We start from the raw sequence: 26,787 nt of genomic DNA on the forward strand, positions 1-26,787 counted from the left end.
AAATAATATTATTGTGAAAACGGTAACAAAGTAATTTCGGCTTGCGAGAACGCTTGTTCAATGTTTTAATTGGAATCGAGAACATATAAATAAGCAGTTACCGTGTAACATCGATGCTATTCATAAATGTAAGGAGCAGAGAATATATGTCAAAAATAATCGCGATTAATGCTGGGAGTTCCTCTTTAAAATTTCAATTATTTGAGATGCCTGAGGAAACTGTAATCACTAAAGGGATTGTAGAAAGAATCGGACTTCAAGACTCTATTTTTACAATTACAGTAAATGGAGAAAAGAAAACGATGGTTACAGAAATACCTGACCATTCTGTTGCCGTAAAGCTTTTACTTGAAAAGCTTACTGAATATAAAATCATCAATTCTCTTGAAGAAATTGAAGGAATTGGACACAGAATCGTACATGGTGGAGAAATCTTTAAGGATTCTGCTGTTATTACAGATGAAGTATTGGAGCAAATTGAAGACTTGGCTGAATTAGCGCCTCTTCACAATCGTGCGAACGCAACTGGTATCAGAGCTTTCCGTGAAGTATTGCCAAACGTACCAGCGGTTGCTGTTTTCGATACAGCATTCCACCAAACAATGCCTGAAAGCTCTTATCTGTACAGCTTACCATACGACTATTATAAAGAATACGGAATCCGTAAATATGGTTTCCACGGAACTTCTCATAAATATGTATCTGAGCGTGCAGCTGAGCTATTAAAACGTCCTCTTGAGCAATTGCGTTTAATCTCCTGCCACTTAGGTAATGGAGCAAGTATTACCGCAATTGAAGGCGGAAAATCAATCGATACAACTATGGGATTCACTCCGTTGGAAGGTTTAACAATGGGGACAAGATCCGGAAGCTTAGACCCTGCCTTAATCCCATTCTTAATGGCTAAAACAGGTAAAACAGCTGATGATGTAATCAATATTCTTAATAAAAAATCCGGTATGCTTGGTGTTTCCGGTTTCTCCAGCGACTTACGTGATATTGAACAAGCAGCTGAAGAAGGTAACGAGCGCGCTGAATTGGCTATCTCTAAATTTGCTGATGGTATTCACAAATATATCGGATCCTACGCAGCGAAAATGAACGGGGTAGATGCAATTATCTTCACAGCTGGTATTGGTGAAAATAGTTCTGAAATCCGTGCGCGTGTATTAAAAGGCTTAGAATTCATGGGCGTATATTGGGATCCAGCTTTAAACAATGTACGTGGAAAAGAGCAATTTGTGAACCATCCATATTCACCGGTTAAAGTTATCATCATCCCAACTGATGAAGAAGTAATGATTGCCCGTGATGTGGTACGTTTAACACATTAATAACTGGCATAATTTTAGCCTAACGATAAAAGGAATTCGGACTAGAGCTTTATAGCTCTAGTTTGAATTCCTTTTTGTGTTCACTCAGGAGTATTTTGATGGATAATGTTACCTTGCATTATTTCTTATATCTGATCATTGTTGGGACTTCTTTATAGCCCTATTTTCGAGAATGTAGGAATTGGTACGATATGTGATATACTTTTTGTATCAGACCATTTAAAGAGGTGATCATTATATGGCGTTGACGAAACGGGATCAGGAAATTTGGATGGAAATAAAAGAGTGGGAAGCGGAAATGAAGGCAAGTGAGCCAACCGATTTTGAAACATATTATGATCGGTGGATAGAGAATATGTTCACGCTGTTGCCGGAGAGTACACAACAGGAGTTTTTCTCAAAAATGGATAATTGGTTATTTCACCTGCACTCCATGATTCATGAGTCTCAATTCCAACTTGATGCAAGGAATCGTATACTAACAAATGCCCGCGTTTTTGATGAGAATATATCAACACTAAAAGACTTAAAAGAGCTTTCTATTGATCAGTTGGCCTATATCGCTGAACAGCAAGTGGCCAGACATCGGATGTATTCTCTTGTTCAGGGAGGTATTTCGGCTGTAAATGGAGGTTTGGCTTTAGCAGCGGATTTGCCGGCTCAAATGGTGATCAATTTAAGGAGTATTCAGCTGATAGGAATTTCGTATGGTTTTGAAATGAACACCCCGTATGAAATCATGCTTTCACTAAAGGTATTCCATGCTGGTACTATGCCAGAGCGTATGCAAAAGTATTTCTGGGAGACCTTAATGGAGGATTTGGATCATCCACCTTCTTATTTTTATGAAGGGGAAGATGAGTTGAGCAATGTGTTTTGGTTTGATCAGCCTATTAAACAAATGATGAAGGTGATGGCTATATATTTCTTTAGGAAAAAGGTATTTAAGGGAATACCCATTCTAAGCATGGCTATCGGTTCAGGTGCTAATTATCGTCTAACCAAAAAAGTTACGGATTTTGCAGATAAATTTTATAAATATCGTTACTTAAGTGAAAAAGTAAACCTTTGATGATAGATGTATCACAGTGTGTAGCTACATATAGGGAGTAAGCTCTCAAATGGATATGGATCTTCAGCAGACTTCATCTGATGTATTGCCTGGTTCCAGTAAGATGGTAAGCTAGTATTAGAGAAACTAATTATTCCAGAGCATAGAGATATCATCAAGGAAGTATAGGAAGATTAAATTGCATAATTTATGAATAATATAGAATGAACCGCCCACAATAATGGGCGGTTTTTTTGATAATAGACCATAAATTATAAATGTTTCTTTCCTGTTAAATCCTGTTCAGTTCTGTACCAAATCCATAAATCATTTATGATTGAGGCGTGTTCAGCAATTTCGTAATTAAGAGTACATGAAACCTCAAAATCATCTTCATCATTTAGCTGATTTAATTTATGATTAATAATTCGTTCAATATCCTGTATACGCTCTGGGATTTTCCCTCTAATTTGTTCCCAACGGTTTAGGATGGCTTTTTGTACAATAGGAGGGTAGACAGAAAAGTCCAATTTCAGGTGAGGAATCGGTATACCCAGACGTTCATCGTATATGAAAAAATCCTCCATTTTACTTCACTCCCAATGTTCATTCATACAAATAGTTTACACAATCTGGCTAATATATACGAATTTCTTTTGTAATTTCTAATGATGGAAAGTTACAATGATTCAGCCTAAAATAAATTTTCAGGAAATACTTGAAAAAGTCACATAATGTTGGTAAAGTGAATAACATATTCTAATTGCATAAAAACATTTTTATTTGAATAAATATACATCGGAGGGGAACGTTCATGAATAAAAATAAAGTAGTACTTGCCTATTCAGGAGGATTAGATACATCAGTTGCTATTTCCTGGTTAAAACAAAAGGGGTATGACGTGGTAGCATGCTGCCTGGATGTAGGGGAAGGCAAAGATTTAGATTTTATAAAAGAAAAGGCTATTAAAGTTGGTGCCTGTTCTTCCTATGTTATAGATGCCAGAGAAGAATTTGCTAATGATTACGCGTTAGTAGCTCTTCAGGCGCATGCAATGTATGAAGGAAAATATCCATTAATTTCTGCTTTATCCCGACCATTGATTGCTAAAAAACTTGTAGAAGTAGCGGAAAAAGAAAATGCTGTTGCTGTGGCACATGGCTGTACTGGAAAAGGGAATGATCAAGTACGTTTTGAAGTATCTATTCAAGCATTGAACCCTAACTTGAAGGTACTTGCCCCGGTTAGAGATTGGAGCTGGTCTCGCGAAGAGGAGATTGAATATGCGAAACAAAATAATATTCCTGTACCGATTAATTTAGATAGCCCATACTCAATTGACCAAAATTTATGGGGACGCAGTAATGAATGCGGAGTTCTCGAAGATCCATGGGCAGCACCTCCGGAGGGAGCCTATGATTTAACAACAGCTCTTGAACATACTCCTGATACACCAGATATTATTGAGATTACGTTTAAAGAAGGTGTACCAGTTGCATTAAATGGAGTTGAATCTCCTTTAGCCGCGTTAATCCAAAAACTTAATAATCTTGCTGGTAAACATGGCATTGGCAGAATTGATCATGTGGAAAATCGTTTGGTTGGAATTAAATCAAGGGAAGTATACGAGTGTCCAGGTGCATTAACTTTAATTAAAGCGCACAAAGAACTGGAAGACCTAACAATGGTTAAAGAATTGGCACATTTTAAGCCTGTAATTGAGAAGAAATTAACTGAACTCATTTATGAAGGCCTATGGTTTTCACCGCTAAAAGATGCTCTTATTGCCTTTTTGAAACAATCTCAAAGCTTCGTAACCGGTGTAGTACGTGTTAAATTATTTAAGGGCCATGCTATTGTGGAAGGTAGAAAGTCTGAATACTCTCTTTATAATGAAAACCTGGCAACCTATACTTCAGCTGACGAATTTGACCATGCGAGTGCGGTTGGATTTATCAATCTATGGGGATTGCCAACAAAAGTAAATAGTCAGGTTCATAATCAAAAGAAGGTGACAGTGTGAAAAAACTGTGGGGAGGCAGATTTACGAAAACTGCCGAAGAATGGATTGATTCCTTTGGCGCCTCCATCGCGTTTGATCAAGAATTAGTGATGGAAGACCTTGAAGGAAGCCTTGCCCATGTGACAATGCTTGGAGCCTGTGAGATTCTCTCGAAAGAAGAAGTCGAGTTAATCAAGAACGGACTGTACTCTTTAAAGGCAAAGGCTGAAAAAGGAGAGCTCTCCTTTTCGGTAGATTTTGAAGATATCCATTTAAATTTGGAAAAATTACTTATTGATGAAATTGGACCAGTTGGTGGTAAATTGCATACTGCCAGAAGCCGTAATGATCAAGTGGCAACGGACATGCATTTATATTTACGTTCCCAGGTCAATGAAATCATCGACGGAATTACAGAATTCCAAAACACGCTGATTCAGGTGGCTGAAAAGCATATCGAGACAGTTGTTCCAGGATATACTCACTTACAAAGAGCCCAGCCAATTTCATTGGGGCATCACTTTATGGCCTATTTTTGGATGCTTCAGCGAGATAAAGAACGTTTGCAGGACAGCCTGAAAAGGATTAATCTCTCACCTCTTGGAGCAGGCGCGTTGGCTGGTACAACATTCCCGATTAATCGGGAATTGACTGCTCAACTGATGGGGTTCGATGGAATCTATGAAAATAGCTTAGATGCTGTAAGTGATCGTGACTTCATCGCAGAGTTTTTAAATAATGCATCATTAATCATGATGCATCTATCTAGATTCAGTGAAGAGATTATTTTGTGGTCAAGCCAGGAGTATCGGTTTATCGAGCTGGATGATACGTTTTCAACAGGATCAAGTATTATGCCACAAAAGAAAAATCCAGATATGGCAGAGTTGATTCGCGGTAAAACCGGACGTGTTTATGGAAATGCCTTTGGGTTATTAACTCTCTTAAAGGGCTTGCCGCTTGCTTATAATAAAGACATGCAAGAGGACAAAGAAGGTATGTTTGACACGGTTATCACACTAAAAGGATCTTTGAAAATTTTTAATGGAATGATTGAGACCATGAAGGTTCATACAAATGTAATGAAGGAAGCAGTTTATAATGATTTTTCAAATGCGACTGAGTTGGCTGATTACTTGGCAGCTAAGGGAATCCCTTTTCGTGAAGCGCATGAAATTGTCGGTAAATTAGTTCTATATTGTATACAAAAAGGGTACTATCTACTTGATCTTCCATTAGAAAAATTAAAAGAAGCATCCAATCTAATTGAGGAAGATATCTATGAAGCTTTGAAACCGGAAGAGGCAGTGAGAAGAAGGAACAGCTCTGGTGGAACAGGCTTTAATCAGGTAAGATTGGCTATTGATAAAGCAAAGAGTTTAGTTGAATAAAAGCCTTATGCAATATAAAAATCCCATGTGTCCAGCACATGGGATTTTTATTGTTAATGCGCATGCTTACTTTGCTGCAGCTTGGTCCGTAGGTTTATCATCGGAACGAATAACCATTACGTCGCATTTTGCATAACGAATAATATGTTCAGACACGCTTCCGATAAAGAAACGCTCAACAGCATTTAAACCGGTTGCGCCACAAATAATTAAGTCAACATTAAAAGATTTAGCGATATCTTTAGGTATTTTTACCTTTGGAGAACCAAACTCAATAGATAGAGCTACATCTCTAACACCAGCATCAAGAGCAGTTTGTTTATATTCTTCTAAAAGGTCTTTTGCATATTGCTCAGCGCTCTCAGAAATAGATATGCTGTATGCCTCAACTGCAGCAAATGTACGATTGTCGACAACATGAGCTAAAACTAACCTAGCATCATTTCTTTTAGCTACGTCAATTGCTTTTTTGAAAGCCCATTCTGCCTCCTGTGAACCGTCAACTGCCACAAGGATATTATTATAGGATAATGCCATATTAATCTCCTCCTTTAAGTATATTTATATTATACTACAAATTATACAAAAAGTCGGAATATTATATGAACATATTTTGAAATGAATTATAATTATTATAAATAATACAAAATTAAATATTTTATTTGGTTAAATAATTATATTAAAACACTTAATATTCCATGAAGGGGAAAGTGACCCTCAATACAATCAGTATTCTTTTTTAATACATAAAAAACAGCGAGTTATCCTCGCTGTCTGTTGGTTTATTATATAGTGCACTTAAATAGTTACTAGTTCTTTCGGGAATTTAGTAAGAATTTCTACCCCGTTCTCAGTCACATATAGATCATCCTCTATGCGAACGCCGGCTTTGCCAGGAACATAAATACCCGGCTCAATCGTAAAGACCATTCCTTCTTGAAGAGACAGCGTGTTGATTTCGGTCAGGGAAGGATATTCGTGAACGCTAATTCCAAGGCCATGACCAAGACGATGAGGGAAATAGTCACCATATCCCTTATTTCTAATAATATTACGTGCTGTTAAATCTATTTCGGCGCACGTTTTTCCAGGTCGGCATGCTTCAACTGCAGCAATTTGAGCCTCAAGAACCGTGTTGTAAATTTCTTTTTGTTCATCATTAATTTGTCCGAAAGCAACCGTACGTGTAATATCAGAACAATATCCATCTACCACTACACCTAAGTCGAATAGAACCAGGTCACCTTTTTTGACCTTCGTTTGTCCAGGAACTCCATGAGGGGAAGCGGCGTTTTCACCGGTTAACACCATTGTCGCAAAGGACATTTCAGAAACGCCTTCTTTTTTCAATTGATACTCCAGAGCAGCCAGGATTTCCATTTCTGTTTTACCCTCTGCAATTTCTTCAGTTCCGATTTTTATGGCATAGTCAGCAAGACGACAGGCTTCTTTAATGATTTTTAGTTCAGATGGACTTTTAACCATACGCAGTTGACGCATTTTTTCTTCCGCTGATATATATGTCGGTTGGTTTAAAATGGAATTAAGTCCTTCAAGTCGTTCCATTGTTAAATGTTCTTTTTCCACTGCCAGTGTCTGAATAGAAATGTTTCTTTTTTTCAATGTTTCTTTAATAACTTCCCATGGATTTTGGGTGTCGGAAATACCGAGAACTTCATACCTCCAGCCCGCTTGTTTTGCGTCTGGAACCTCCATTTGCGGGCAAATTAAGATAGGTTCTTCAGTAGGGAAGGTAAGTACTGCCAATAGACGTTCATGAGGATCGCTATAGAACCCGCTAAGATAAAAAACATTTTCTGTAGACGTGATAAAAGCAGCATCAGCCTGTTTTTCGGTAAGCCAATTTGCCAATTGATTTAAGTTACTCATATTGGACCTCCATAATATTTTATGTAAATGTTACTATGAAAGTAGAGTATCAATTATACAGGATAATGTAAATTGTTAGAAAACTTAATTTAACGGGTATTTATTGAAAAAACAATGAAAGGACTGAAGGAGATGAAAGTATCTTTTCATGGTCATTCCGTAGTGAAAATCGAAACAGAGGGGAAGCAATTGCTGATCGATCCGTTTATTACGGGAAATGAATTGACAGATTTAACAGTGGAGGATGTAAATCCAGATTATATTTTAATTACACATGGACATGATGATCATTTGGGCGATACCGTTCAGTTAGCCAAAAAACATGATGCACTGGTAATCTGTAATTTTGAATTAAGTACATACTTGGGATGGAAAGGTGTAAAAACACATGGCATGTCCATCGGAGGAGCTTATGAGTTCGATTTTGGAAAAGTGAAACTAACTCAGGCTTTTCACGGAACGGGATTTGAGGAGAATGGCCAATTAATTTATGGAGGGATGCCTGCTGGATTGTTGATTACTGCAGAAGGTAAAACGATTTACCATGCCGGAGATACAGGCTTATTCTCAGATATGAAGTTGATTGGCGACCGCCATCCAATCGATTTAGCATTCCTGCCGATTGGAGATAATTTCACGATGGGGCCAGAAGATGCTGCGCTCGCTGCAGAATTCCTGCACCCTAAACAAGTTGTTCCAATTCACTATAATACGTTCCCGCCAATTAAGCAGGATCCATATTATTTTGCTTCCTTATGTGATTCAGAACTCGTTCGGGTTCTGAATCCGGGAGAATCTATTGAATTATAGAAAATAGAGCATTATCTTAACGGGACTGGTTTTAAGAAGAAAATGCTAAATATCAGAATAATTAACACTTGAATTAGCATAAAAATCTAATCATTTTTCATAGTGTAAATGGACTAGGAAAGAGGCTGGGACATAAGTATTTCAGTCAATAATAAATCCGAACTATTAGGTGATATTTTAATAAATATTTCGCCTAATAGCTCGGATTTTTATTTGTTTTCAATAGATTGGTTTAAACTTAGTGGAATGGAGCGGAAGCCACCGACTCCTGCGGGAAGCAGAGGAGGCTAAAGCCTTCCTCCCCGCGGAAAGCGAGTGGAGTAAGCGCGCAATGGAACGGACTTTTCTTCCAACTTACTCTTTAATTAAGTAACAAAGTCGACTTGATTTATTTTAACTATCGGATTTCAATTACAAAAGCATAACTTGAGTCGCCCTTTTCCCATCTTGCGGATGCATCGTAAACATATATCCCTTTTTCTTTTGGCAATACTATCTTATTATCCCTAATTTGTACATTTTCTGTTTTTTCATTGGTAAGCCACCGATTTACATTTAATGTATTTTCTTGCGGTGTGTTTTTGAATTCTATGTTCAACTCGGATTCAGGTGATGCAACCACAGGTTTGAATTCGTGATCTTTAATAATTTCTGGAGGAGAAGTCATATCAACACAACCAGCATTTATGAGTCCATCCCAGCAATACGAGGCCTGCGCGACCTCTACATTTTTATCTTCGATAGTTATGGTTGGTAAAGGTGGTTTTACATTTAATAGCCCAATAGCAAAATAGCCACCTATACCTAAAGTAATCAATACAATCGATGTAACCAAGTACTTTTTTATATGTTTGAATAATAAGTATTATGAACTGAAAAATCCTTTATCAAAACGAATAAAAGAGTAAATACATATGCGAAGTTACCTTTACCCTGTAAGAACATATTAATTTTGCCTTTAAAACCGAACCTGTTAGTTTTATGTGTACTTCTTTTTTTTTTCGTTTATTCATATATTTATCTTATAGGAGGGATCAATCCATGAAAATACGCTATGGAATCTGTTTGGTAATTGGACTGGCGATGTTAATATGGGCGCTTCCATATCTATCATTTGAAGGTAATATGGAAGAAACCATTTTTTCATTCGCATGGCTTGCACTCGCATTTAGTGTTTTGGCAGGGAATCTATCAGCTGTTTTGTACAGTGTGGGTAAGAAACAAACAATTGTACAGCCAAAAGGTGCAAAAAATCCCCTTATTTCCAGACAATATAAAAGGTCACATTGATTGATTGGAACGTTTCCCATTATAATAGTAATAATGGATAACGAAAAAGGGTGAATAGTTTGGCTACTAAGCATGAACAAATATTGGCATATATTGATGAACTACCGATTGGCCAAAAAATCTCTGTACGGCAGATTGCAAAAGCACTGACCGTCAGTGAGGGAACCGCCTATCGGGCAATTAAAGAAGCTGAAAATAAAGGGTATGTCAGTACGATTGAAAGAGTTGGAACCATTCGTATTGAACGCAAGAAGAAAGAAAATATAGAAAAACTGACATTTGCTGAGGTAGTCAATATCGTTGATGGACAGGTCCTTGGTGGGAGATCAGGGCTTCATAAAACGCTGAATAAATTTGTCATTGGTGCTATGGAACTGGAGGCAATGATGCGTTATACAGAGGCAGGCAATCTTTTGATTGTTGGAAACCGTGTGAAGGCGCATGAACTTGCATTAACCACAGGGGCAGCTGTGCTGATTACCGGTGGTTTTGATACAGCGGATTCAGTTAAAAAACTTGCGGATGAATTGCAAATGCCTGTAATCTCTACGTCTTACGATACCTTTACTGTCGCAACAATGATTAATAGAGCAATCTATGATCAGCTTATCAAAAAAGAGATTTTACTTGTCGAAGATATTCTTATTCCAATTGAGAAAACAGAAGTACTGAAAGCAGGAAATACCGTTGAACGTTGGACTCAGCTAAATAAAGCGACAAAGCATAGCCGTTTTCCGGTGGTAGATGATAATTTGCGCCTGCAGGGAATGGTTACATCAAGGGATATTCTTGGCGTTGATGCTTCCGTGCAGATTGATAAGGTTATGACCAAAAATCCTATCTTTGTAGGTGAAAAGACGAGTGTAGCATCTGCCGCTCATATGATGGTTTGGGAAGGTATTGAGCTCCTGCCAGTCGTTGATAACCGCAATCTTTTAATCGGAATTATAAGCAGACAAGATGTTTTGAAGGCATTGCAAATGAGCCAGCGGCAACCACAGGTCGGTGAGACGATTGATGATGTCATCGCCAATCAAATGACGGCTGTTCAGGGTGATGATAGTTATCAGTGTGAAGTGACACCTCAGATGACTAATCACTTGGGAACGATCTCGTATGGTGTATTTACGGCAATGGTAATTGAAGCAACGAACAGGGTGCTGCGAGGATATAAACGCGGTGATTTAGTTGTAGAGAATATGACAATCTATTTCTTAAAGCCTGTTCAGCTTGAGAGCAAACTCGAAATTGTACCAAAGGTACTGGAAATTGGCCGCAAGTTTGGAAAAGTAGATATAGAAGTCTTCAATGAAGGAAAATTGGTCGGTAAGGCTATGATGACCTGCCAGTTATTGGAGCGTAGTTAACGATAAAAAAATTGCCTTTATAGGAGCTATAAAGGCAATTTTGCATATTCACGTAATTAATTATGATACGATTATTTTAGTGCTGCCTGATATTCTTCCTCAGCCAGGGGAGCATAATATTTATACATTCTTACACCGCCATATATACTCAATCCGCCAACTATAATAAAGATAGCAGCGACGATATAGGTGACAGTTGTTTGAAAAAGGAATAGCTGGTTAAGACCGAACAGGGCTACAAATATACCTAAAGAGATGGACGATTTGCCGGACAGATATGCCCTTTGCATAGGTAACTTGGTTCTGAAGTATTTTGTCTTATAGTAAATAAAAAAGGAAAAAGACATTACAATAAAAAATACGAATATTTCCATGCGCTGTGCCTCCAATTGGTTTGTATGCCTATATTGTACAAGATATTGAAATATTGTACCAATTTGGAAGTGGGGTCCTTTTCCATAGTTATGGAAATCATATCCCATGAGCCTACATAAAAAAATATAAAGATAAAGGGAGAATAGTGATGAAGGAACAAATTATAGATGCAATCAAAAAATACAATACGATCATTCTACATAGACATGTTCGGCCAGACCCTGATGCATATGGATCACAATGTGGATTGGGAGAAATCATTAAATATTCCTTTCCAGAAAAACAAGTATTCATGGTTGGTCAAGAAGAGGAATCTTTACATTTTCTAAAGCGACTTGATGTGATTCCGGATGAAGCATATGAAGGAGCATTAGTGATTGTTTGTGATACAGCCAATCAGGAAAGGGTCTGTGATCAACGGTATACGAGGGGTGATCTTTTGATTAAAATAGATCATCATCCAAATGAGGATCCTTACGGAGATTTTTTGTGGGTTGATACATCAGCAAGCTCCTGCAGTGAAATGATTTATGAATTATATGAGTACGGTAAGGATAAAGGTTTACGAATGAATCAGGAGGCAGCGCGGTTATTATATGCAGGAATCGTTGGTGATACGGGTAGATTTCTATATCCAAGTACTACCGATAAAACATTTCTGTATGCCGGCGAGCTTATTCAGTACGGATTTAATCGCTCGGATATATACGATGGTATGTATGATGTTGATGAAGCGGTCGTTCGTTTGAATGGCTATGTTTTTGAAAACTTTAAAATAATTGATTCAGGAGTTGGGGTAGTCGTAATTACGAAGGAAGTCATGGAACGATTTGGTGTAAAATCCTCCGGAGCATCTTCACTTGTCAGTACTTTGGGATCTGTAAAGGGAATCAAGGCATGGGTATTTTTCATTGAGGAAAATGATGAAATTCGAGTTCGTCTCAGATCAAAAGGCCCCGTTATTAATGGTGTAGCTATGAAATATAATGGAGGCGGGCATCCCTTAGCATCTGGCGCAACCATTTACAATTGGGAGGACATGAATAATGTCCTTGCAGATCTCGTACAGGTTTGTTCCAACTATGGATCCAAATAATTAAGTGGAACAGCCGGGTATCACGGGAAGTACCCGGCTGTTCTCAAATTTGTTTAAGTGACAATGAAATTTCGATATGTGTGTAAAGAATTAATTCCTGGATTTCCAGTTGATAGTTCCTGCCGTTTAATTTTATACTCTTATTAACAATTGCTCTTTTCAGGAGTTCTTTTCCATGACTCACACTTTCTAAATCCTTACCTAATAAGCTCTCAAAGTCTTTTTTAATACTTTGCTCTACCTCAAAAATACTGAGTGGATCCAATCTGTATTTTTTATAGTTTGTAATATGAACGGATATTTCCTGTACGAGTAATTTACTTTCATTTTTTTTATTTAAAATTTCGTATTCATTTTGCCATATTTCAAGCTCATCATGTAAATCTTTAATAGCATCCTGCTGTGTTTCAATCAATTGGATTTGCTTTTCCTGCAGATCACCGAACATATACAAAAAAAGCCCCCAGCTTATGATTGCCCCTATAATAACTCCTGCGAAAAAGCGTTGCCATAAGGGGTTTCGATAATATGGAGGGATTCTCATGGATTTAACTGCTCCTGTGTCAGCCATTGGATAATGAGAGCACCAGCTTGAGCTCCGCCAAGGGCCGAAATAATAATCAGGATTTGTTTGAATAAATCTTTTGTTGCCCCATGAAAGATTCCTCGTTCAAATGAATAGACCGCATCGAAAGTTCCACCAATAGCTGCCACAATAGCCCAAATTCTTAAACCTTCGGATAGGCGAAATACTTGAGTTAATGGAGGCTGACCTGTTATGAAAGCAGCCAGTCCACCGATTAAAGATCCACCAAGCAGTACGCCAAATGAGATGAAGAAACTGTTTATAAACGCTGGTAAGAAAGCCTGGTTCATTTACCTCGTCCTTTTTGTTTTTTACATATATATGATAGAGGGATGAGCAATATGTAATTAGGCTAAAAAGTTGTTCAACTTGCATCGAACATATTTTCTTTTTGAGCATTGGACTTCTATAATAGAGAATAAGAGAGAATTTCTCCTAAATACAAAAATGATAACAAGGATGTGACGAAAGAATGTCATTAATCCATCTTCATGTATATAGCGCGTATAGTCTTCTGGAGAGTACGTTATCAATCAGGGATATCGTTACCTCGGCAAAGAATAATGGTTTCAGCAGTATCGCATTAACAGATCGAAATGTTATGTACGGGGCTGTGACTTTTTACAAGGAATGCATGGAACAGGGAATTAAGCCTATCATAGGTTTGACTGCAGATATATTTGATGATGAAGAGCATAAAAGTTATCCTCTTATTTTGTTGGCTAAAAATAATGAAGGATATCACAACCTAATGAAGATATCGAGTGCAGTTCAAACGAAGTCTCCTGATGGTTTGCCATTCAGATGGTTGAAAGGGTATGCAAGAGGGCTCATTGCCATTACACCGGGAATAGAGGGTGAAATTGAAAGTACACTTTTCCACAATGAGCAAGCTGCAGAAAAAGTCCTCTTGAAATATAAAAACTTGTTTGGTAATCAATCTTTCTATCTTTCATTACCTAAACCGTCTACGGAAGGAATGGAGCGAGAGAAGATCAAACAACTGGCTGACAAAACGAACACCCAGTTTGTTGCCGCTCACCATATTTGTTATTTGAAGCCAGAAGATTCACTGGCATATCAAGCTTTGACTTGTTTAAAAGATAATATAAAGATAGAAGATTTGGATACAATCGAGTTGTCTGAGAACGAAAGGAAACATTTTGCGAGCCGTTCTGAAATGATGGAGTGGTACTCATCCGATGTGGCTGCTCTTGAAAATACGATCCAAATAGCCGAACAATGCTGTGTAAACTTAGAGTTTAATCAAAAATTACTTCCAAAGTATCCCGTTCCCAATGATTTGTCGGCTCATCAATATTTAATGGAGATTTGTAAAAAAGGATTTGCCAGGCGTTATCCAACTCCCGAGAAAAAGCATTTTGAACGATTGGAATATGAATTATCTGTAATTGCTACTATGGGATTCAGTGATTATTTCCTGATTGTCTGGGACTTTATGAATCATGCTAATAAACAAGGGATATTAACAGGTCCTGGACGTGGATCTGCTGCAGGTTCAATGGTTGCATATGTGCTTGGAATCACCAATGTCGATCCTATCGAATACAATCTCTTGTTTGAAAGGTTTCTGAATCCGGATAGGATCACGATGCCTGATATAGATATTGACTTTCCAGACAATCGCAGAGAAGAAATGATACGGTACGTAGCAAAGAAATATGGACCTATTCATGTGGCACAAATTATAACCTTTGGTACATTCGGAGCAAAGGCCGCCTTGCGGGATGCGGGCAGAGTGTGCGGATTGAACACAAAGGAGCTGGACCAGCTTTCCCGCTCACTTCCTCCTATTAACGGACTGACCATACAATTGGCGCATTCTGAATCCAGCCGTTTCCGTACATGGATTGCAGAATCGGCACTTCATAAGCGAATTTTTGAAATCGCCAAGAAGTGGGAAGGGCTTCCAAGACATACATCCATACATGCCGCAGGGGTAATTATTACCGATCAACCGCTGACCGATTTAATTCCGATTCAGGAAGGGCATGAGGGTGTATATTTGACCCAGTTCCCGATGGAAATTTTAGAAGAAATCGGTCTTTTGAAAATGGATTTTCTCGGACTGCGAAATTTAACTTTACTTGATCAGATTGTGAGACAGGTTAATCGTTCATCGGGCAATAAGATTCAGTTAAGTCAGATTCCATTGGATGACACGGCCACATTTGAGTTACTAAGTAAGGGATTAACATCGGGGATTTTTCAATTTGAATCAGCTGGCATGCAAAATGTCCTTAAAAAGCTAAAACCCACTGTTTTTGAGGATTTGGTAGCGGTCAATGCCCTGTACAGGCCGGGCCCTATGGATAATATCCCAACATTCATAAATCGTAAACATGGCATTGAACCTATTGCTTATCCTACTCCTGAATTGGAAACAATTCTGAAGCCTACCTATGGGATTATTGTATATCAGGAACAAATTATCCAGATTGCTTCGACAATGGCTGGTTTCAGCTTAGGAGAAGCCGATTTGCTGAGAAGAGCTGTAAGCAAAAAGAAAAAGGACGTTCTCGATGAACAAAGAGCTCATTTTGTTAAAGGGGCAATGGCTAAAGGGCATGAACAGCATACGGCAAATGAAGTATATGACTTAATCGTCCGGTTCGCAAATTATGGATTTAACAGGAGTCATGCGGTCGCTTACAGTCTAATTGCCTATCAGTTAGCCTATTTAAAGGCGAATTATTTACGCAGCTTTATGGCTGGGTTGATGACCTCTGTAATTGGCAACGATGATAAAATAGCTCAATACGTCCAGGAATTAAAAACAAAAGATTATATAGTCTATCCGCCGTCGATCAATAAAAGTCACTTCCCATTTATTCTTGAAGGAGATAAAGGGGTGCGTTACAGCCTGGCAGCTGTGAAGGGGATAGGAGCTTCCGTCTTAAAAGAACTGGTTGCAGCTCGTAAGAATGGTCCATTTGAAGATCTATTTGATGTCTGTATCCGTATTCCCTCCCGTATCATAAATAGAAAAGTATTGGAAAATTTATGTTATGCGGGTGCATTTGACGAATTTAATATGGACCGTGCAAGTATTCTGGCAAGCATAGATGTAGCACTGGAGCACGCTGAATTGGTTCGTCCTGATTCAGGAGAAGTTGGCTTTTTTGATGCTGATGATATGTTCATTAAACCAAAATATGTAGTAGTCGACCCGATGCCAACGGACACAAAATTACAAAAAGAAAAAGAAGTTCTCGGCTTATATCTATCCGACCACCCTATCAGCGGTTCAAGACCTTTATTAAAACATGCAGGAGCACTGCCTCTGTCCAATTTCCCACTGAATTCAACTGGATTTATTGGTGCTTATATTCAATCTGTTAAACTCATCCGTACAAAGAAAGGCGAAAATATGGCTTTTCTGCTTCTGAGTGATGAAACGGGTGATATGGAAGGGGTTACTTTTCCAAATGTGTACAAGCAATACTCATCCATTTTAAAAGAAGGAAATTTAGTTTTAATAGAAGGAAAGCTGGAAGAGCGCAATGGGAAGAAACAATTTATCACTCAAAATCTTTATGATTTAGAGAATGATATACCGAAAATAAAGGAACTTTTTAAGTCCGTTTATATTAAAGTTGCTCCAAATGTACAAACCAATAAAACATTAACAGCTATTCGTAATGTTTTGATTCAATATCGCGGAAACACAAAGGTGTATATATATTATGAAAAAGATACAAAAACCATACAATTATCCAAGGAGAACTGGGTGAACCCTACTCCCGCCCTACTGAAGGATTTAGAAAGAATCATAGGAGAAGGAAATGTCTTGATTAAAGAAGATTAACTATGTACAAGACTGAATATTGTGATATATTTACAGTATAATTTTGGTCATACCAGAAGTGGGACAAAATGTATTGTATGATAAAAAGTGGGGTGTGGGTAATTGACTTTAAGAGAAGAAGCGTTGCATATGCACCGTTTAAATAAGGGGAAATTGGAAACAGTGACCAAGGTGCCCCTGCGGAATGCACATGATTTAAGCCTGGCATATTCTCCAGGTGTAGCTGAGCCGTGTAAAGCTATACATGATAAACCGGAAACAGTATATGAATATACTTTCAAGGGCAATATGGTAGCCGTAGTATCAGATGGTACGGCTGTGCTGGGACTTGGGAATATAGGTCCGGAGGCTGCACTGCCTGTTATGGAAGGAAAAGCATTATTATTTAAGGGATTTGCAGGAGTCGATGCATTTCCAATCTGTCTAAATACGAACGACGTGGACAAAATTGTGGAGACAGTAAAATTACTTGAACCAACTTTTGGTGGAATTAATTTAGAAGATATTGCGGCTCCAAATTGTTTTGTCATTGAAGAAAGATTGAAGAAAGAAACGAATATCCCTGTTTTTCATGACGATCAGCACGGTACAGCAATTGTAACGGTTGCAGGTCTTGTTAATGCCTTGAAGCTTTCCAATAAGAAAATGTCTGAGATTAAAGTAGTGGCAAATGGTGCTGGTGCTGCCGGTATCGCCATAATTAAGCTGCTATATCACTTTGGTGTACGCGATTTAATTATGTGTGATAGCAAGGGTGCGATTTATGAAGAACGCCCATATGGTATGAATGCTGTAAAAGCAGAAGTAGCTAAATATACAAATCGTGATCGTTTAGAAGGCAGTCTGGAGGACGTCATTAAAGATGCAGATGTTTTTATCGGTGTTTCGGTTGCAGGTGCGCTGACTCCTGAAATGATTAAATCAATGGCCCCTGATCCAGTCATTTTTGCGATGGCCAATCCAGTTCCCGAAATTATGCCGGAATTGGCTAAAGAAGCAGGTGCTGCCGTCGTAGGAACTGGTAGATCCGATTTTCCCAACCAGGTAAACAATGTATTAGCCTTTCCAGGAATTTTTAGAGGAGCTCTGGATGTAAGAGCAACCCATATTAATGAGAAAATGAAAGTTGCAGCCGTTCAAGCGATTGCAAATCTAATTACAGATGAAGAGCTGCAAACTGATTATGTAATCCCGGCTCCTTTTGACCCACGAGTTGCTCCGGCAGTAGCTGCAGCAGTTGCAAAAGCAGCGATGGAAACAGGGGTTGCCAGATTAAAAGTTGACCCGGAAGAAATCAGAAAGAAGACAGAATTACTATCATCCATTGGAAAAAGCGAGTGATGACAGATGGAATTACAAACTGAAGGACAGCCAAAAGTATATTTAGAGATAGTTCGCAAGCTGCAAAGAATGATTGAAGAGGATCATCTTGTTCCAGGTGATAAAATCCCCTCTGAACGGGAGCTGTCTGACCGCTTAAATGTTGGTCGTTCCTCAGTCAGAGAAGCTTTAAGAGCATTGGAGCTTTTGGGATTGATTGAAACAAGAAGAGGAGAAGGCACATTCATTCATGATTTTCAAGAGCATAAGCTTGTTGAATTACTAGGCTCATTTTTCATTTTAGAAGGTAAAACAAAAGAAGATTTGATTGAAGTAAAATTATTGTTGGAAAAGGATTGTATACGGATCATGTCCGAATATAACCGTAAAAATCCTGAGACTATTAAAGATTTATATAATTGGGCTAGAAGCAACTCGTTTACGGACGAGGCTTACTTCTCTAAATTAGCCAGATTGACTGAAAATCGATTGATGGAGAGAATTTGGAAAACGGTAAACAGTTACTGTAAAGCATCTGGCTATGAATTCTCCATTAAAGACCGAAAGCAATATATTATTTTAGCTGCTTTAATGGAAAACGGTGAAAAAGATGAAGCGCTAGAAATATATGATACAAAAATCAGAGCTGCGGCGAAAAGTGAATAATAGATATCTGTAGTAAATAGGCCTTATATAGGTACGTTTTGTAAACTATATAAGGCCTATTTTATAAACTTTCCATTGCTTTTTATTAAGGTTTATAGATCTACTAAGACATAAGGATTAATGAGATGCATATTTATTTTTCCTATTGGTCGGTAAGAATGAGTAGGATTTACTGATTTTTTGGAAAGATGTTCTGTTTCTTGTATGTAGATAGGATAGGAATTCAATTATGTGCAAGTAGTTTGTCCTATTACCATAGTCTGTATATATCTGATGGGATGGCAGGTATAATGGACAAGGTGGTTTCAGTAATCACTGGCTGATGAGAAAATCAGTAAGGTTTATTTATGAACCATTGATGTACTGTATTACGAAAGGGGATCGAGAGTTTTGTTGAAAGACATGTTTTCTCGTACAAAAAGGAAAAAGTATGCAACCATTCCTTCTGATAAAGCAAATCAAGATGTGCCTGAAGGAATTATGATGAAATGTCCGTCTTGTAAAACTATTAAATACTCTAAAGAAATATTAAAAAATGATAAAGTTTGTCCTAAATGTGGGTATCACCACCCGATGAATGCAGTTGAACGTTTAAGCAGTTTAATGGATAAAGGATCTTTTGAGGAGTACGAACGGGGGATGATTTCGGAAAATCCACTGAACTTTCCAGATTATACAGAAAAGCTGGATAGAGATCGAAATAAAACAAAACAAAATGAAGCTGTAGTAACAGGAGTAGGTCGAATTAGTGGTCATACCACTGTAATTGCGGTAATGGATTCTACATTTCGTATGGGCAGTATGGGCTCTGTGGTTGGTGAAAAGATAACTAGAGCCATTGAAAAAGCTGACGAATTAAAGGTACCTTTTGTTATATTTACCGCATCAGGAGGAGCCAGAATGCAGGAGGGGGTTATAAGCCTCATGCAAATGGCGAAAACAAGTGCAGCTTTAAAACGTTTTAGTGAGCGTAGTGGTCTGATTATATCAGTTATGACTCATCCCACTACCGGTGGGGTATCAGCGAGTTTCGCTTCACTTGGAGATTATAACCTTGCAGAACCTAAAGCTTTAATTGGGTTTGCCGGCCGTCGTATTATCGAGCAAACAATCCATGAAAAATTGCCGGAAGATTTTCAAACTGCTGAATTCCTTCTGAAGCATGGTCAATTAGATGCAGTAGTGCCAAGAAATAAAATGAAAGATACATTGGCAGCAATTATCGATATTCATACATCAGGAGGGAGTAAATAATGCCGGGTGAATTGTCATTTGAAAAACCAATACAGGATTTACAAAAGAAAATAGATGAATTAAAGAAAATGACTTCACATTCTGATGGAGAGTTTACAGAGGAAATTAAAAAGCTAGAGGAACGACTGGGCCAATTGGAAAAAGAGCTGTATCTAAATATAAAGCCGTGGGATCGAGTTGAAATAGCCCGGCACTCATTACGTCCTACAACCTACGATTACATAGAACATTTATTTACATCGTTCTTTGAATGTCATGGAGATCGACTATTTGGTGATGATGAAGCAATAGTGGGCGGCATCGCTAAGTATCATGGAATGCCGGTGACTATTATTGGTCATCAGCGAGGCAAGGATACAAAGGATAATATACGCCGAAATTTTGGCATGCCTCATCCGGAAGGATATAGAAAAGCTTTACGACTCATGAAGCAGGCGGAAAAATTCAGGAGACCAATTATTTGTTTTATTGATACAAAGGGGGCCTATCCTGGTAAAGCGGCAGAAGAACGGGGTCAAAGTGAAGCTATTGCTAGAAATTTATTCGAAATGGCCGGTTTAAAGGTGCCAATTGTTTGTATAGTAATTGGAGAAGGAGGAAGTGGCGGAGCGTTGGCACTTGGTGTGGGTGACCATATTCATATGCTTGAAAATTCAACTTACTCAGTTATCTCTCCTGAAGGTGCGGCATCTATTCTCTGGAAAGATGCATCTATGGCAAAGAAAGCAGCAGAGTCGATGAAAATTACGGCACCAGATTTAAAAGAGTTAGGCATTATAGATCAAATTATACCTGAAGTACTTGGTGGTGCTCATCGCTCGGTTAAAGATCAGGCAGAAGAGATTGATAAAATATTAAAGGATTCGCTCGATACATTAAAAGAAATGAGTGAGGAAGAACTAGTCAATAAACGATATGAGAAATATAAAAATATTGGCAAGTACGGATTTTCGACACAATTTGTAAAGAATCATTAAACGTACATGAAAATGTACGTTTCTTTTTTGTTCAATAGGGAAAAATACACACGATGTACAATTTTTTTTTAATCCCTTGATAATAATGAGAAACTCTCAATGTGACAGCGTTTTCATAGAAAATTCCTTGGTACAAAGGGCTTTACGAAAGGTTTTTGTTATCATAGAATAAGGATGCGATTATGAATAAACGGAAACAACTATATTTCGTGATTGTGTTTCTGTCTGTCTATATACAGATGCTATAAACAGATGTGTACTCAATGAAGATAATACTAAACTTGGGGTGATATCATGAAAAGAATAGGTGTATTAACAAGTGGGGGAGATTCACCAGGCATGAATGCCGCAGTACGTGCCGTTGTAAGAAAAGCGATTTACCATAATCTTGAGGTTTACGGGATTTACAATGGTTACCAAGGTCTTTTAAATGGGAACATAAAAAAGCTTGAGATCGGATCTGTAGGAGATATTATACATAGAGGCGGAACAATGCTGTATACAGCTCGTTGTCCGGAATTCAAGGAAAAAGATGTTCAATTGCAAGGTATAGAACAATTGAAGAAATTTGGAATTGAAGGACTTGTTGTAATAGGTGGAGATGGGTCTTATCGTGGAGCCAAAGCTTTAACAGAGCATGGATTTCCATGTATAGGTGTACCGGGCACGATTGATAATGACATTCCAGGAACCGAATTCACAATTGGATTCGATACTGCCTTGAATACGATTATTGATTCTATTGATAAAATCAGAGATACAGCTACTTCACACGAAAGAACATACGTTATAGAGGTAATGGGAAGAAATGCCGGAGATCTTGCACTATGGGCAGGTCTTGCAGGTGGAGCGGAATCTATTCTTATCCCCGAAGAAAACTATGATATGAATGATATCATTAATAAGCTGAAGCGTGGGCATGATAGAGGAAAGAAACATAGTATTATTATTGTTGCTGAAGGTGTTGGCAGTGGAATGGAAATCGGTGAAGATATCCAGAACCGCACTGGCTTCGAAACGCGTGTGACAGTTCTTGGACATGTTCAGCGCGGTGGATCACCAACAGCGACAGATCGCGTATTAGCCAGCCGATTGGCTGCTAAGGCAGTTGAATTGCTCCTTGATGGAAAAGGCGGCCGCGCAGTAGGGATCGTTAACAATAAATTGGTTGATTATGACATTATTGAGGCATTAAAGATACCTCATGTGGTTGACAAAAAAATGTATGAATTATCTCAGGAGCTTTCAATTTAATTAAGAAATAGTAAATAGGAGGATACAACGTGCGTAAAACAAAAATCGTATGTACAATTGGACCAGCCAGTGAATCATTAGAAAAGTTAAAAGCATTAATGGAGGCAGGTATGAATGTTGCCCGTCTAAACTTTTCTCATGGTAGCCATGAAGAGCACCGTGCAAGAATCCAAACTATTCGCCAGGCTGCAGAAGAAACTGGTAAAACAGTTGGGATTTTACTTGATACAAAAGGACCGGAAATTCGTACACACAACATGGAAAATGGTGGGTTTGAATTAGTAGCAGGTCAAGATGTTACCATTTCGATGACTGAAGTACTTGGTACTCCGGAGAAATTCTCCATCACTTATGAAGGCTTAATTGATGATGTTCATGAAGGATCCAGAATCCTTGTTGATGATGGTTTAATTGGTCTTGAAGTAACTGGTTTAGATAAAGATAAAAAAGAAATCTATACGAAAGTTCTTAACACTGGAATGATTAAGAACAAAAAAGGTGTAAACGTACCAGGAGTTTCTGTGAAATTACCGGGAATTACACAAAAAGATGCAGAAGATATCGTATTTGGTATTCAAGAAGATGTTGACTTCATTGCAGCTTCCTTTGTTAGAAGAGGAGCGGACGTTCTTGAAATCAGAGAATTGCTTGAAAATCATAATGCCGGTCATATCCAAATCATCCCGAAAATCGAAAACCACGAAGGTGTGGAAAATATTGAAGAAATCTTAGCGGTTTCTGATGGTTTAATGGTTGCGCGTGGGGACCTTGGTGTTGAAATTCCTGCCGAGGATGTACCTCTTGTTCAAAAAGATTTAATTAAACGCTGCAATACTGTGGGTAAACCGGTTATTACAGCAACACAAATGTTAGATTCAATGCAACGTAATCCTCGTCCAACTCGTGCGGAAGCAAGTGACGTAGCGAATGCCATTTTTGATGGTACAGATGCCATCATGCTTTCAGGTGAAACAGCAGCTGGTCAATATCCAGTTGAAGCTGTTCAAACTATGCACAATATTGCTAGTAAAGCAGAAACAGCTTTAAATTATAAAGCAATTCTTTCTGCTCGCAGTAAGGACCATGATTACAATGTAACAGATGCAATTGGACAATCTGTAGCACATACAGCATTAAACTTAAATGTTTCAGCTATTATTACACCAACACAAAGTGGATCAACAGCACGTGTAATTTCCCGTTACCGTCCTAAAACACCTATCATCGCCATCACATCTGATGAAAGAGTGATGAGAAGATTAGCGTTAGTATCTGGTGTATATCCAATTTTAGGTACTAGTACAACTACTACAGATGATATGCTTGAAAATGCAGTTCAAGCAGCAACTGAGAAAAACTTAGTGAAACCTGGTGAGTTAGTTATTATCACAGCAGGTGTACCAGTGAATGAATCAGGTACAACTAATATTATGAAAATCCACTTGATCGGTTCTGTTTTAGCAAGTGCTCAAGGAATTGGAAGAAAGTCTGCTTCAGGCCGTGTAGTTATTGCTAACAACGCTGAAGAAGCAATTGCTAAAGTAAAAGAAGGTTGTATTTTAGTTACAAATGCAACAGACAAAGATATGATGCCAGCGATTGAAAAATGCGCAGCATTGGTAACTGTAGAAGGCGGTTTAACAAGCCATGCTGCAGTAGTTGGTTTAAGCCAGGGTATTCCGGTTATTGTTGGATTTGAAAATGCTACAACAGTGTTACAGGACAACCAGGTTATTACTGTAGATAGCCGAAGCGGCCGTATTTACGAAGGTAATACAGGAATTCTGTAATAAACATGATTTGAGCTGTTTGCTTAGCTGTTTGCTAATTTAAACAGCTCTTTTTTCTATCCACATCTCTCAATTATGCTAAACTAAAGGAAAATGCCAGACACTTCACTTTGCAATAAGGAGGTTCCTAATGAAGCTCACAACCATATTTTTCATTCTGATACCAATTATCGAAATTATTGTTTTGTTGGTGTCCGGTTCTTATTTGGGTATTGGCTGGACGGTTTTCCTCATCTTTTTTACTGGGATTATCGGAGTATTCTTGGCCAAGAAACAAGGCTTACAGGTCATCCAGCGTGCAAAGGATCAAAAGAGTAAAGGATTTATGCCCGGTGAAGAAGTATATAGCGGGATCTGTATTCTAATTGGAGGCTTCCTGTTATTGCTGCCTGGTTTTATCAGTGATATTGTAGGATTCTTGTTGCTTATGCCATTTACACGGAAAGCATTTAAACCAATCCTTTATGCACTGCTTACAAAGTATATGAGTAAGTCACGCAAAACGATTACGATTATTCGATAAATGAGGGGCTGCTTCTGGCGATGGAAAATCGTTGGATGCAGCCTCATCCTTTTATTTAGGAGGAGGGGGCTGAACTCCCATAATATAATCTTTTAAATCATGGAGTATATGCAATTTATATAATGTACTCAATATTACTAAGATAATGGGACCTAAAATAAAACCTAAAAACCCAATTAGCTTAAATCCGACAAAGATAGAAACTAAAGTAGCCAATGGATCCAGACCTATGCTTGAGGAAAGGATTTTCGGTTCCATGAATTGCCTTTGAACAATCACTACCGTATATAAAATACCAAGACCAAGTGCAAATCCGAAGTTGCCGATAATCAACTCATATATAATCCAAGGAACAAAAACTAATCCTGTACCCAGATAGGGCAGTAAATCAACAAATCCAATTATAAGGGCGATTGTAATGGCATAATCCACCCGCAAAATTAATAAACCAACCAGAACAATTAAGGCTGTTATTGATATTAACGTCAGCTGTGCTCTTATAAAACCAAATAGTGCTTTCTCCAACTCTTTCAGGACGTTCTTAAGATTGTACATGGCTTTATTTGGTAGCATTTTTTTACTGTAATTAATTAATCTATCCCATTCCTTCGCAATAAAAAATGTAGCCAATAAAGTAAAGATGGCCCCTGTTCCCACACTAGGCAGCCAGCCAATAACAACAGGTAAAAAAGCTAAAAATGATTGTAGAATCGACACAATGGTATTACCAGCTTCTTTCCCTAGCTGTTCTATATTGGACAAAATGGTATCCTGTTGCCCTGTATCAAGAGTATTAAAGAAGGATATGATTTTTTCGTAGAATGGGATGAAATGATTTGTAATGTAATTTTGTGTATATACTACCATCGTATTTAAATGTTCAGGCAATGCTTCTGACAGATAGGTTATCCCGGCAACCATTTCAGCTACAAGAAAGGTAATTAAACCAGCAATAAGCGCAACCGTAACAAGCATAGAGAGTATAACAGATAAACTTTTTGGTATTTTAAGTTTATTCGTTAAGAACGTAACAAAAGGTTTAAGCAAGTAGGCAAACGAAAAACCGATGATAAATGGATATGTATATTTAGCTATGATAAGCAGTAAATAAACGGATAGATAAATCCCGATAATAACGACTAAGAAGCGTAAAACTCTATAAAGGTGTTCAAGGTTCATATAAGCCTCCTTTATTTCGCTTTCTGAATTTAATTATATTCTTTAAGAGCATTAAAAGAAAGTTCATATATTAACCACAAGTGGTATTTTTTGAAATTATCAGTCTTTTTTTATTCGATATACTTTTTCAACAGGAAGGATGAAACATCATGTATGGTCCATACATATTTTTAGTTATTCTTTTGGCTATAGGATTATTTGCGAAAAACAGTTCTCTTACATTTGCAGTTCTTTTTTTACTTGTATTTAAAATTGTCGGTTTAGATGGAAAAATGTTCAGTTATATTCAGTCCAAGGGGATTAATTGGGGTGTTACGATTATAACCATTGCTGTATTGGTGCCGATTGCGACAGGCCATATAGGGTTTAAGCAACTGACTGAAGCCATGAAATCACCGTATGCCTGGATTGCCATGTTATCGGGAATAGCGGTTGCATTAATTGCGAAAAATGGGGTGCAGCTTTTGGTAAATGATCCTCACATTACGGTGGCACTTGTTTTTGGAACGATTCTGGCTGTTGGTCTTTTTAATGGGGTAGCAGTAGGCCCATTAATCGGAGCTGGGATCGCATATCTTGCCATGCAGTTTATTAATTTTTTCAGATAATTATTAAGATAAAATACTTTTGAGTTTTTATAAGGTGTTTTTGTTTCACAAATTTTAAATAATTGTTTATAATTGAAAACAGGGCATAGATTTCACAGATTTGTAAAAAAATTCTTGTGAAATCTATTGTTATTCTGAGCAATCGTTCAACGTGGGAGATGCTGGGTGAAATTTACGCTCTTATGATAACGCTTA

General features: G+C 37.9%; 25 protein-coding genes. 17 read left to right on the plus strand and 8 right to left on the minus strand.

Features of this window, described 5'->3' with window-relative positions:
• The first annotated feature begins 146 nt into the window (after positions 1–146).
• On the plus strand, positions 147–1,334 hold the full coding sequence (locus tag AC4D4B_RS11070; protein WP_066108974.1) for an acetate kinase: 1,188 nt from the start codon (positions 147–149) through the stop codon (positions 1,332–1,334).
• A 238-nt stretch (positions 1,335–1,572) separates the two neighbouring features.
• Positions 1,573–2,406 (plus strand): EcsC family protein, encoded by an 834-nt coding sequence (locus AC4D4B_RS11075; protein ID WP_490999912.1) that lies wholly within the window; start codon positions 1,573–1,575, stop codon positions 2,404–2,406.
• A gap of 251 nt (positions 2,407–2,657) precedes the next feature.
• Here the strand turns inward: AC4D4B_RS11075 and AC4D4B_RS11080 are convergent, their stop codons facing one another.
• Entirely contained in the window at positions 2,658–2,972 is a 315-nt protein-coding gene (locus tag AC4D4B_RS11080) for a hypothetical protein (RefSeq protein WP_490996425.1), read from the minus strand.
• 227 nt (positions 2,973–3,199) lie between these two features.
• Here AC4D4B_RS11080 and AC4D4B_RS11085 point away from each other — a divergent pair, with 227 nt between their 5' ends.
• Positions 3,200–4,408: an argininosuccinate synthase gene (locus AC4D4B_RS11085; RefSeq protein WP_490999913.1), complete on the plus strand. Its 1,209-nt coding sequence runs from the start codon at positions 3,200–3,202 to the stop codon at positions 4,406–4,408.
• The gene (argH, locus tag AC4D4B_RS11090) at positions 4,405–5,778 is read left to right on the plus strand and encodes an argininosuccinate lyase (RefSeq protein WP_490996427.1); all 1,374 of its coding nucleotides are present in this window, start codon (positions 4,405–4,407) and stop codon (positions 5,776–5,778) included. Before AC4D4B_RS11085 ends, argH begins: the two co-directional genes overlap by 4 nt.
• A gap of 66 nt (positions 5,779–5,844) precedes the next feature.
• Here argH and AC4D4B_RS11095 read toward each other — a convergent pair whose 3' ends face one another.
• Both AC4D4B_RS11095 and AC4D4B_RS11100 read right to left on the minus strand, forming a co-directional pair.
• A complete protein-coding gene (locus AC4D4B_RS11095; RefSeq protein ID WP_490996428.1) occupies positions 5,845–6,315 on the minus strand; it encodes a universal stress protein in 471 nt (156 codons plus the stop codon).
• 261 nt (positions 6,316–6,576) lie between these two features.
• A complete protein-coding gene (locus tag AC4D4B_RS11100; protein ID WP_490999914.1) occupies positions 6,577–7,668 on the minus strand; it encodes a M24 family metallopeptidase in 1,092 nt (363 codons plus the stop codon).
• Between the two features lie 132 nt (positions 7,669–7,800).
• Between AC4D4B_RS11100 and AC4D4B_RS11105 the strand changes: the two genes are divergently transcribed.
• Complete coding sequence (locus AC4D4B_RS11105; RefSeq protein WP_490996430.1) at positions 7,801–8,478, plus strand: metal-dependent hydrolase; 678 nt, start codon at positions 7,801–7,803, stop codon at positions 8,476–8,478.
• 397 nt (positions 8,479–8,875) lie between these two features.
• On the opposite strand, the gene AC4D4B_RS11110 is transcribed toward AC4D4B_RS11105, so the two are convergent.
• Positions 8,876–9,295, minus strand: coding sequence for a hypothetical protein (locus AC4D4B_RS11110; protein ID WP_490999915.1), 420 nt, complete (start codon positions 9,293–9,295; stop codon positions 8,876–8,878).
• Between the two features lie 224 nt (positions 9,296–9,519).
• Between AC4D4B_RS11110 and AC4D4B_RS11115 the strand changes: the two genes are divergently transcribed.
• Together AC4D4B_RS11115 and AC4D4B_RS11120 are read left to right on the plus strand one after the other, a co-directional pair.
• A complete protein-coding gene (locus AC4D4B_RS11115) occupies positions 9,520–9,768 on the plus strand; it encodes a hypothetical protein (RefSeq protein ID WP_490999916.1) in 249 nt (82 codons plus the stop codon).
• Between the two features lie 59 nt (positions 9,769–9,827).
• On the plus strand, positions 9,828–11,135 hold the full coding sequence (locus tag AC4D4B_RS11120; RefSeq protein WP_490999917.1) for a DRTGG domain-containing protein: 1,308 nt from the start codon (positions 9,828–9,830) through the stop codon (positions 11,133–11,135).
• Between the two features lie 71 nt (positions 11,136–11,206).
• Here the strand turns inward: AC4D4B_RS11120 and AC4D4B_RS11125 are convergent, their stop codons facing one another.
• The gene (locus AC4D4B_RS11125) at positions 11,207–11,509 is read right to left on the minus strand and encodes a YtpI family protein (protein ID WP_490996434.1); all 303 of its coding nucleotides are present in this window, start codon (positions 11,507–11,509) and stop codon (positions 11,207–11,209) included.
• Positions 11,510–11,658: 149 nt separating this feature from the next.
• On the opposite strand from AC4D4B_RS11125, the gene AC4D4B_RS11130 reads away from it, so the two are divergent.
• Positions 11,659–12,606, plus strand: a complete 948-nt coding sequence (locus tag AC4D4B_RS11130; RefSeq protein ID WP_490999918.1) for a DHH family phosphoesterase — start codon at positions 11,659–11,661, stop codon at positions 12,604–12,606.
• 43 nt (positions 12,607–12,649) lie between these two features.
• Here the strand turns inward: AC4D4B_RS11130 and ytrI are convergent, their stop codons facing one another.
• Together ytrI and ytrH are read right to left on the minus strand one after the other, a co-directional pair.
• Positions 12,650–13,177, minus strand: a complete 528-nt coding sequence (ytrI, locus tag AC4D4B_RS11135) for a sporulation membrane protein YtrI (protein ID WP_490996436.1) — start codon at positions 13,175–13,177, stop codon at positions 12,650–12,652.
• Positions 13,147–13,482, minus strand: coding sequence for a sporulation membrane protein YtrH (gene ytrH, locus AC4D4B_RS11140; protein ID WP_066108934.1), 336 nt, complete (start codon positions 13,480–13,482; stop codon positions 13,147–13,149). The genes ytrI and ytrH overlap by 31 nt, the downstream gene beginning before the upstream one ends.
• Before the next feature lie 182 nt (positions 13,483–13,664).
• Between ytrH and dnaE the strand changes: the two genes are divergently transcribed.
• From dnaE to AC4D4B_RS11180, 8 genes are all read left to right on the plus strand, one after another.
• The gene (gene dnaE, locus AC4D4B_RS11145) at positions 13,665–17,021 is read left to right on the plus strand and encodes a DNA polymerase III subunit alpha (protein ID WP_490999919.1); all 3,357 of its coding nucleotides are present in this window, start codon (positions 13,665–13,667) and stop codon (positions 17,019–17,021) included.
• 102 nt (positions 17,022–17,123) lie between these two features.
• Complete coding sequence (ystJ, locus tag AC4D4B_RS11150; RefSeq protein WP_490996438.1) at positions 17,124–18,362, plus strand: NADP-dependent malic enzyme; 1,239 nt, start codon at positions 17,124–17,126, stop codon at positions 18,360–18,362.
• A gap of 6 nt (positions 18,363–18,368) precedes the next feature.
• Positions 18,369–19,007, plus strand: a complete 639-nt coding sequence (locus AC4D4B_RS11155) for a FadR/GntR family transcriptional regulator (protein ID WP_490996439.1) — start codon at positions 18,369–18,371, stop codon at positions 19,005–19,007.
• Positions 19,008–19,397: 390 nt separating this feature from the next.
• Positions 19,398–20,261 (plus strand): acetyl-CoA carboxylase, carboxyltransferase subunit beta, encoded by an 864-nt coding sequence (gene accD, locus AC4D4B_RS11160; RefSeq protein WP_490996440.1) that lies wholly within the window; start codon positions 19,398–19,400, stop codon positions 20,259–20,261.
• Positions 20,261–21,238 carry an acetyl-CoA carboxylase carboxyl transferase subunit alpha gene (gene accA, locus AC4D4B_RS11165; protein ID WP_490999920.1) on the plus strand — a complete coding sequence of 326 codons (978 nt, stop codon included), beginning with the start codon at positions 20,261–20,263 and terminating at the stop codon, positions 21,236–21,238. The genes accD and accA overlap by 1 nt, the downstream gene beginning before the upstream one ends.
• 294 nt (positions 21,239–21,532) lie before the next feature.
• Positions 21,533–22,492, plus strand: coding sequence for a 6-phosphofructokinase (gene pfkA / locus AC4D4B_RS11170; RefSeq protein WP_490996442.1), 960 nt, complete (start codon positions 21,533–21,535; stop codon positions 22,490–22,492).
• Between the two features lie 29 nt (positions 22,493–22,521).
• A complete protein-coding gene (gene pyk / locus AC4D4B_RS11175) occupies positions 22,522–24,282 on the plus strand; it encodes a pyruvate kinase (protein ID WP_490996443.1) in 1,761 nt (586 codons plus the stop codon).
• Between the two features lie 130 nt (positions 24,283–24,412).
• Positions 24,413–24,805: an FxsA family protein gene (locus tag AC4D4B_RS11180; protein ID WP_490999921.1), complete on the plus strand. Its 393-nt coding sequence runs from the start codon at positions 24,413–24,415 to the stop codon at positions 24,803–24,805.
• Positions 24,806–24,856: 51 nt separating this feature from the next.
• On the opposite strand, the gene ytvI is transcribed toward AC4D4B_RS11180, so the two are convergent.
• Positions 24,857–25,984, minus strand: a complete 1,128-nt coding sequence (gene ytvI, locus AC4D4B_RS11185; RefSeq protein WP_490996445.1) for a sporulation integral membrane protein YtvI — start codon at positions 25,982–25,984, stop codon at positions 24,857–24,859.
• Between the two features lie 149 nt (positions 25,985–26,133).
• On the opposite strand from ytvI, the gene AC4D4B_RS11190 reads away from it, so the two are divergent.
• Positions 26,134–26,592, plus strand: a complete 459-nt coding sequence (locus AC4D4B_RS11190; protein ID WP_490996446.1) for a DUF441 domain-containing protein — start codon at positions 26,134–26,136, stop codon at positions 26,590–26,592.
• The last annotated feature ends 195 nt before the right edge of the window (positions 26,593–26,787 follow it).

It is taken from the genome of Pradoshia sp. Z6_59 (assembly GCF_058267515.1).